Genomic DNA, 9,442 nt, shown 5'->3' on the forward strand with positions numbered 1-9,442 from the left:
AGTCAGTGTAACTTCTGACTGCTTTCCTCTCTAACAATCAATCCGCGCCTCAGTACTAATGTCTATTTTTTATCTTTTCTTCTATCCGTGCTTTGCTTCTGTCTGAGCTTTTAGTCCAAACTCCAGAGGTAAATCGGATGCGGACAATTCAACGGTGGCGTCACGGGTTGGCTGGTGACAACTTGGGTGTTTCCAGGATTTTTAATATCAACCACAACTTTGACGCGCCCAAAGGTATCGACAATCCGCAACCCGCTAATCTTCAGCGCCCCAGCGCGGATAGGATTGAAGTCGTTGAGCAAATAGGGCGATCGCAGCAGGCTACCCGGCACCTTACTGTTATTAACATTTTCGCTCACCTGTTGCAAAAATGTCTTACCATGAGATGTAGCCCTCAGCCGGGTATCTTTAATCTCCAACTGCATAGTGCGCTGGTAAGTCAGCAGAGCATCGTTAAAGCCGCCGATGCTTTGAGCGAGGCATTTGAGGGATTGAAGTTGTTCGTAAGCTTTCAGCGCCGTGTAAGTGGGGGCATTGGCTGGCGGGTTTTGCCGTTCGTACCAGCTTTTTACTGCGTTAAAATTCAAGCTGATAAAGTCTTCTGTTTGATGTTCTTGAGCCGTTCCCTGGGCTTTGTAATAGTCCGGTAGCAGATGTTTTTTCAAGTAAGCAATGAGATTTTCTTTCAGCAGCGTACTGGCAGAGGGAGTGAGGAAGCTGGCACCGCTGTAAAGATTAGCTATGCCGCCAAAATAATTTGTGTTTTCAGGTGAGAGATCCACTGCATTGACTCGCAGTTGGTAGTTTTCTTTAAGGGTATTAGCATCGTAGTTACGGTTGTTGTTTTGGTTGCTGCGCTTTAGCGGGAAAAATTGCACTGACCACTCTAGTAGGAAGGGATTCCAAGGCTGATTTGTCCATTTGTGGAAGCCAATTTTTTCTCCAGGTGCACGAGCGATCGCGTCCACTGTATTTTTCAGAACTTCCAACGTGTTGTTTTGGAGTTTCTGCAAGTCAATCGTATCGGTGAGCAACTGACATTCCAACAAACTATCTTCGCCCAAGCTACCGTCTTCACCATGGCGATGGCTGGGCGTCACCGCATCCCCCGTCATTAAAATTACTGGATCGCTGGGCTGCCAATAGCGCGGACCAGGAACCACTTTTAGGATATAAGATGGTCTCAGCAAACCGGTTTTTTCGGCTTTACTGCGCTGAATTTCTTCAGGCGATAATGGCTGCTGGTGGAAGCAAACGCTGGCGATATCGCCTGGTAAATTGTCAGCGCAGTTATGGTTACACATCAGGTAGATCGACCCACTGAAGGAACTCTTAGCCTGCAAATAAAGGAAAATCCACCGATCCTTAGGAATTCCCGCCCAATCCAGCGACTGTTCTTTTCCATCGACGTACATTTTTTCCCAATTGCCACCAATCCCACCACTGGAATTAGCAGTAAACCAACTGTCTGCTAGGTGATTTCTAGCATCCAAAAGATAACGCCATCCCCTCGCCACGTTCGGGATTTTAACCCACATTGAGACTGCCTGGACATTGTTCAATCCAGACACTTTGAAATAATTTTGATTCCCATCAAACCGCAAACATTTACCCGCAACAGGCTCTTCAACCAGCGCACAACTCCCTTCGATAGCGATCAGGCTACTGTTAGGAGGATCAACTAGCAAGCGCGATTCTTTATTAAACCGATCAATATCAGCGATTAGGTTATTAATTGATTGGGCAAGTCGGGCAGAGATGGAGTTGGGTTCTGAATTGGGCGCTGAGGCGGTAGCAATTTCGTCTTTACCATCTTTGGTAAAACGCAAAGTCCCTGTATCCGTCATCTCCTCCTGCAAAGCGGGTAAACCGCATTCATTCAGTCCTTTTTGTGTTTCGTCTCTATCCGTTTGGATGAATGCTCGGATTGTTTCACCATCAGGCAAATTACCTTTTGTCAAGTATAAAGCCACCATGTACTTGTACCAGTCAGCATAAATTTGTTCTCGAATCGAACCAATCGTTGCTAACTTTCGGTCGTATTCATGCTGCAAATTGTTGGTAGTATTCAGTCCATCTCCGATGCTAGTGGGTAGTGTCACTTGCATCTGAGCTTCTCCTTGTGCCGCACTGGCAGCCCCAGATTCATTACCTTCTGGTACTACGCGCCAGAGATTCTCTGTAGCTACGGCTATAAAGCCGCTTTCGTGTACCACTTCTCTAAACTTCGGCCCAAAATCCAGTTTTTGCTGTTCTAGGCGATCGCTCAGTTGCAGGGCTTGTAACTGTTCTTCAATAATTTTGCGATTCTCTATGTTACTGTCAAGCTGACTCGCTAAGTAAGCTGCGATTGCTTCTTCTTGCGTGTTGCCAACTGCGATCTTGGGATTGGGAAGAGTTGCGGCTGGATCTGTAAGAGAATTACCTGGCGCAAACGTCAATTGAGAGTAACAGAGAATGCGATCAGGGAAGCTTAGGTTATTGATCGTTACCGTCCAACCCAATTTTTCTTGCAAGGTTTCCAACAGGGTTTGAGCGTTGCCAGAATACTCTGTCACAAATTTTGCCAGGCAATCTTTTTCCCTGTTGCTGTACCAGCCAAAAACATCGTATTTCAAACCCGTTGGTGGGGTTGCTGCATCCTTAAACTCGTCATCGTGGAATCCGAAGACGCTGCGGCAGTTAGGATAAAAACCAGCAAAAGCGGCTTTTTCGTTATCTAAATTATCGACTTTGGCAAAGGGGCCAATTACTGTTAATGCCTCAACATATTGGGCATTTGCAGGCTCAGAAAGCCATTGTGTTAACTCCCATTTGCGTCCTAGAAAACGAAAAGGTTGGCGCTCGTTCCTAGCACTGTCAGGGTGATGAAGAATGTTAATAGGTTCTGTTAACCTATCTACGCCATCCGGGTAGAGGTAATCGCTTTCAATGACCCATTGTTTGTCGTTTTTGTTGCCTCCACGCCGCATAATCAACCAGCGGTTGGGAACGAGGGGAAATGTGATGCCATCGGCTTTTGCAATCCCCTTAATCAGGGCATCTGGCATTGCCCAGTGGAGGTGGATACCAGCTTTCAGAGTCAAGTTGAGATTTTCAAAGGGCGGAGATAATACGCTGCTACTGATATATGCTTTGCCAGAATTTTTTACGTTATTGTTTTTATCGACATAGGGAAGATTCCTGTAGTCAGTCATTTCCTCCATTACCGATGTATTGGCAGGGAGGTACAGTGCATCGAGGTGAATGGGAACGAGGAGAGTAGTCACAATATAGCAATCCTACTTGAAATTTAAATACGCATAGAAAGAACCCCACCCCTTTTTTTCCCTCCCCTTGCCAAGGGGAGGTTAGGAGGTGTAAAAATAATGTGCAGCTTCACCCAAAATTGGTATTAGACTGATAAAAAGCAGTCAGGAGTCAGAATACAGTAGTCAGAATACACCACCCATAAAGGGATGGTGTTTTAACCTCATTTTCAACCCCTATCTTGTGCACTTATAGACGAGGGTTTAAACCAATATTGATCTGCCACTCGCACAGAATTCAGCATGAATTCTGGCTCCTGACTCTTGAATTCTTCTTCATAAAAAGGAGTCAGGAGTCAGAATACAGTAGTCAGAATACACCACCCATAAAGGGATGGTGTTTTAACGCTCATTTTCAACCCCTATCTCGTGCACTTATAGACGAGGTTTTAAACCAATATTGATCTGCCAGTCGCACAGAATTCAGCATGAATTCTGGCTCCTTCTTTATAAAGATAATTGTTGGTTTGAGTATGGTTTTTACCCTGTTAACAACTATTAATTATCAATTTTGATCAATGAAGCTAACGATACCCCGTGAGATAGATGCGTGTCAACCCCAATAGATTAATTGAGGTAAAAAATTATGAACCCTCTTTGACGCTTTTCCTGCTTTTTTGGATTTTTCTGATCCTACAGCAGTAGTATTGAGAACTAGTAGCGCTTCTCAGTAGCGGAGACGCTTCGCGCCTTGGGCGTAGCTATGCCCGTAGGGCTTTACGCGGAAGTCAAAAGTGTTATAAATCAAGGCTTCTGGCTGTTTGAAATGGTCTATTTATTTCTGCGGAAGTGTACTAGTGTGTCCTGATGGCAACACCTGGTGGTGTCTACGAAAAAGTAATTTCTAACGCCCAAGAAGCCAAAGCCCTTGACTCTCGTTTAATTGGTGTGACTCCCCACAACGAAGGAGAAGCAGTCTTTATCGCATATATTTCTATTTTATCTGTCGTTGTCTCATCAAACACAGCGATCGCTATTGAGCGCAGCCCTGATATGCTTTTTATATAAAAAACTAAGCGACTACAGATATTGAGAGGAAAAATGTTATGAATACTGAGCGATTTAAAAAGTTTACCATCTTACATTCAAACGATATGCATGGAGACTTTTTGGCAGAAGCATCGGGCATAGCAGAAGGTCATGTTATTGGAGGAATGTCTCTACTTTCTGGATATATCAATAAAGTTCGCCAAGAAGAGAAAAATGTACTCTTTGTCATTTCAGGGGATATGCTCCAGGGTTCAATGATTGACACAGAGTACAAAGGTCTTTCTACTATAGAGGTGATGAATTACCTAGCTCCAGATGTAGTAACTTTGGGGAACCATGAATTAGATTATGGTTTGCCTCATTTACTTTTCTTGGAAAAGATGGCAAATTTTCCGATAGTGAATGCCAATTTATATATTAAAAAATATAACAAACGATTGATGAATCCCTATGTAATCCTGAATGTAGATGGATTCGATATCATGTTCATTGGGATTGTCACAGAAGAAGCTCTCAGAACCTTAAAACGCGATCGCAGTATTGGCACCTTCGTCAGCCTTGAGGACGCTGCCACAGAAATTGGTAAAATTTGTAATGCCTACAAAAATGAGGACATTGATTTAACAGTTCTTCTGACGCACATCGGTTTTGAAAATGATCAACAATTAGCAGCAATGCTAGACCCAGAATGGGGGGTGGATCTAATCATTGGGGGACATTCCCATACCTTTTTAGAACAACCAGATGAAGTTAATAATATCCTGATTACACAGGCTGGAGTTGGTACAGACCAGATTGGACGCTTCGATATTGTCGTAGACGACGATACCAATAGCATTGTGGAATGGAAATGGCAACTTCTACCTGTAGATAGCAATTTGGCACAACCAGATCCCAATATTGAAACTTTGATTGCTACATTCAAACAAGACGTTGATCGCAAGTATAATCGGTTGCTGGGAAGATTAGCGCGTCAACTAACCCATCCTAGGCGCGAAGAAGAAACTGAGTTGGGTAACTTAATCGCTGATATTTTTGCTCAGTGTGATGCTTTGGAGATTGTTCTGGTTGCGAGTGGTGCAATACGCGGCTCAGAATTAGGTCCTCTAGTTACATTGAGCGATCTAAGAACAGTTTTCCCTTATGACGATACTCTTTATAAGTTTAGAGTTAGTGGTGTCCATCTCCCCAAGATATTTACATATATTATGAACCCTGAAAACAAAATGGCAGGTGAAGGTGAGTATTTCCAGGTAAGTAAAGGTATTCAAGCTGTTTACAATCATGTAGACCAGAAGCTTGAATCTTTAATTATTCATGGACAACCCGTAGACGAGGCTCGTGAATACACTATCTGTATTGATGGCTATCGCTATGAAAATTCTCTGGTCAAATTAGGGATAACCCATGAAGAATTAGGCAACCCCAAGGTGATTTCTAAATCCTGCCACGATGTTCTTGAAGAATACTTCGGTTATCATCAAAATCTTAACAGCCAGATCGAAGGAAGATTGATCTACAAATAGCGGGATTTGAGGGGGAGCTTCTCTAATTGTCACTTGAAGCATAAAGATTACTCGTAGTTGTCCTCACTGTTATGAAAGTGCAAAAACGGGTGTAGTTACAAACTGTTGCTAGCCAACTACATTCTGACCACACCCTGCAGAAAGTCGGTGTCAAGCGTCGATTTTAACGAGGCGATGAAATACTGTTAACCCCCTCCGTCCAGCTTTCGATTAATTCAGGTAACACCGTTCTAAGCTTGTCTTGCCAGTCGGGAACAGCTTTTAATTTTTCAGCTAATTCTTCATCTAGCCGGATACATACAGGGCTGCTTGTTAAAGGTTTTTCTCGATTAGTGGTAAAACCGAGTTTATGATTTTTCCGGAATGTCATTGGGTGATATTGTATATATATGTATACTCATATTATTAGCATACTTGGAGGATGTAAGATTCAAGGTTTATCCAGGGGTTTTGACCGTCCCAACCCAGATTGTGTGAAATACTATAGAGCAGAAAACTAAAGAGGCACGGATGCGCAACTGCCTTGAAGTAACATCTTAAAATCCTCCTGCTTTTAAGCTGGGGGGAAGGTCAGTGTATATTAAACCTGAGAGCCGAATTTAAAGAATACCTCTAGCTGTAAAATTAGCAATCATGTCTAAAATTCTTGTTTCCGATCCAATTGACCAAGCTGGGATTGACATTCTCTCCCAAGTCGCTGCTGTTGACGTCAAAACAACCCTTAAACCAGAAGAACTCATAGAAATTATTGGTGAATACGACGCGCTAATGATTCGTTCTGGTACTCGCGTCACCCAAGAAATCATTGAAGCTGGTACACAACTAAAAATTATCGGTCGTGCTGGTGTAGGTGTCGATAATGTAGATGTTCCAGCTGCTACGCGTAAAGGAATTGTGGTTGTAAATTCCCCAGAAGGAAACACGATCGCCGCTGCAGAACATGCGATCGCCATGATGCTCTCTATGTCACGCCACATACCTGACGCCAACGCATCAGTCAAACGCGGAGAGTGGGATCGCAAAACTTTTGTTGGTGCAGAAGTTTACAAAAAAACCTTGGGTGTTGTTGGCTTAGGGAAAATTGGTTCTCATGTCGCCAACGTTGCTAAAGCAATGGGTATGAAACTGCTAGCTTTTGATCCCTTCATTTCCAGGGAAAGGGCAGAACAGCTAGGCTGTCAATTGGTAGATTTAGACTTGTTGGTGCAGCAATCAGACTATATTACCCTACACATACCCAAAACCCCAGAAACAACCCACTTAATCAATGCCGAGATGTTGGCAAAGATGAAACCCACCACCCGAATTATTAACTGTGCTCGTGGCGGTATTATAGATGAACAAGCTTTAGCTGTAGCGATCCAACAAGGTCAAATCGCAGGTGCTGCGTTAGATGTATACGAGTCAGAACCACTAAAAGATTCTCCCTTAAAATCACTAGGAAAAGAAATCATCCTCACTCCCCACTTAGGAGCATCCACTACAGAAGCCCAAGTGAATGTGGCAATCGACGTTGCTGAGCAAATTCGTGATGTACTCTTAGGGCTACCAGCACGTTCAGCCGTTAACATTCCTGGATTAAGTCCCGACGTGTTGCAAGAACTTAAACCCTACATGCAACTAGCAGAAACTTTAGGCAATCTGGTAGGACAATTGGCTGGTGGTCGAGTAGAGTTGTTTAATGTTCGACTACAAGGCGAACTTGCGACAAATAAAAGCCAGCCTTTAGTGATCGCAGCTTTGAAAGGGTTACTTTATCAAGCTCTACGGGAACGGGTAAATTATGTAAATGCCAACATAGAAGCAAAAGAGCGGGGAATTCGCGTGATTGAAACCCGAGATGCTTCAGTTAGAGATTATGCTGGCTCACTGCATTTGGAAGCAACAGGTACTTTGGGTACTCACTCTGTTACAGGTGCTTTGTTAGGTGAAAAGGAAATTCATCTGACTGATATTGACGGGTTCCCAATTAACGTTCCCCCTAATAAGCATATGCTGTTCACTTTACACCGTGATATGCCTGGAATCATCGGCAAACTCGGTTCCATACTTGGCAGTTTTAACGTCAATATTGCTAGTATGCAGGTAGGACGTAAAATAGTCCGTGGTGATGCAGTTATGGCTCTTAGCTTAGACGATCCGTTACCAGATGGGATTTTGTCTGAAATTACAAAAGTCCCCGGAATTCGCGATGCGTACACGGTAACACTATAAGGAGTCAGGAGCCAGAAATCAGAAGGAGCCAGTGCGCCCTTGCGGCGAACCGCTCTTGTTGCACCTGGCGTTCAGGAGTGCTTGGACAGAATTAATTACATACACTGAAGTTCCGTCGCCCATTACCTGTTTAATAGTTATCAGTGATCAAGGCGTATAGTGGGCGTGATAACTGATAACTGATTCACTCAAACAAGAATTTAATTTTCTCCAACTACTGAATTTCTCTCTCCTGACTCCTGACTCCTGACTCCTGACTACTAGACTATGACAAACACTTGGTGGGAAATACAAATTTTATGTGAGCCATCTCTGGAAGAATCGATCTTTTGGAGACTGGATAATTTTGGTTGTCGTGGGATAGCCAGTGAAAAAAAAGGAAGTTCTTTTTTAGTCAAGAGTTACTTACCTCAATTCCAAGCTCACTTATTAGATTTAGCGGCGCTTTCGCTGTGGTTACGTCAAGACGCCCTTTGTTTAGGACTTTCTACACCTGTAACACGTTGGGAATTGATCAATGAGCAAGATTGGGCAAGTAGTTGGAAGCAACATTGGCAACCCCAAGAAATTGGCGATCGCTTCTTGATCAATCCTGCCTGGTTACCGGTTCCAGAAAATAATAACCGCTTGATTCTTCGTCTTGATCCAGGGGTAGCGTTCGGGACAGGTAATCATGCAACAACTCAGTTGTGCTTGGAGTCTTTAGAAATGCGTCTAAGTACAACAATGCCATTTGCTAGTGAACAAACTGAATCTGAAATCATTGCCGACATTGGTTGTGGATCAGGTATCCTTTCTATAGGGGCACTGTTACTAGGAGCTAAGCAAGTTTATGCAGTAGATACAGATCCTTTGGCAGTGAAATCAACCATAGAAAATAGTGAGCTTAATGGGATTGAACCCGAACGCTTGGTGACAAGGGAAGGAAGTGTAGAGGTTTTGACGGAACTTGTCAAAGGAGTGGATGGAATTGTTTGTAATATTTTGGCTGATGTAATTATTAGCTTAGTTCCACAGATGAGCGCGATCGCCAAACCCAATACATGGGCAATCTTCAGTGGCATTTTAATTGAACAATCCAAATCCGTTGCCGAAGCCTTAGAGAAAAACGGCTGGGTAGTTGCTACCCTCTGGCGACGAAAGGAATGGTGCTGTTTAAATGTGCGGCGCGGTATTTAACAGTTATCAGTTATCAGTTATCAGTTATCAGTTAAGAATAATGTGTTTATCCTTGATCAAACACCCCTTGATTACTGATAACTGTTTACTGTTCACTGTTTTACAAAAAAAAGGGAACGGGGAACTCTTAACAGGGAACAGGGAAAGAAAAAAAACGTGACTTTGTGGGTTTAAAGCCCACTTGCAAATAAAGATGTATTTCGAGACGCGCAGCGCTCTTAAATA

Annotated in this window: 6 protein-coding genes; 4 read left to right on the forward strand and 2 right to left on the reverse strand. The window is 43.3% G+C overall.

All coding sequences use genetic code 11. The annotated features are described in order from the left end of the window. Nucleotides 1-110 precede the first annotated feature (110 nt). Nucleotides 111-3,269, reverse strand: coding sequence for a hypothetical protein (locus tag G4P69_RS33730; protein ID WP_208341162.1), 3,159 nt, complete (start codon nt 3,267-3,269; stop codon nt 111-113). Between the two features lie 846 nt (nt 3,270-4,115). Between G4P69_RS33730 and G4P69_RS33735 the strand changes: the two genes are divergently transcribed. Both G4P69_RS33735 and G4P69_RS33740 read left to right on the forward strand, forming a co-directional pair. Next, complete coding sequence (locus G4P69_RS33735; RefSeq protein WP_208341161.1) at nt 4,116-4,316, forward strand: hypothetical protein; 201 nt, start codon at nt 4,116-4,118, stop codon at nt 4,314-4,316. A gap of 38 nt (nt 4,317-4,354) precedes the next feature. After that, nucleotides 4,355-5,824 (forward strand): bifunctional metallophosphatase/5'-nucleotidase, encoded by a 1,470-nt coding sequence (locus G4P69_RS33740; protein ID WP_208341160.1) that lies wholly within the window; start codon nt 4,355-4,357, stop codon nt 5,822-5,824. Between the two features lie 163 nt (nt 5,825-5,987). Here G4P69_RS33740 and G4P69_RS33745 read toward each other — a convergent pair whose 3' ends face one another. Beyond that, on the reverse strand, nt 5,988-6,194 hold the full coding sequence (locus G4P69_RS33745) for a hypothetical protein (RefSeq protein WP_208341159.1): 207 nt from the start codon (nt 6,192-6,194) through the stop codon (nt 5,988-5,990). 263 nt (nt 6,195-6,457) lie between these two features. Between G4P69_RS33745 and serA the strand changes: the two genes are divergently transcribed. Further along, nucleotides 6,458-8,038 (forward strand): phosphoglycerate dehydrogenase, encoded by a 1,581-nt coding sequence (gene serA / locus G4P69_RS33750; RefSeq protein WP_208354215.1) that lies wholly within the window; start codon nt 6,458-6,460, stop codon nt 8,036-8,038. Between the two features lie 267 nt (nt 8,039-8,305). Further along, nucleotides 8,306-9,217, forward strand: a complete 912-nt coding sequence (prmA, locus tag G4P69_RS33755) for a 50S ribosomal protein L11 methyltransferase (RefSeq protein ID WP_208341157.1) — start codon at nt 8,306-8,308, stop codon at nt 9,215-9,217. Nucleotides 9,218-9,442 lie beyond the last annotated feature (225 nt).

The sequence above is a fragment of the Aetokthonos hydrillicola CCALA 1050 genome (genome assembly GCF_017591665.1).
GTDB lineage: Bacteria > Cyanobacteriota > Cyanobacteriia > Cyanobacteriales > Nostocaceae > Aetokthonos > Aetokthonos hydrillicola.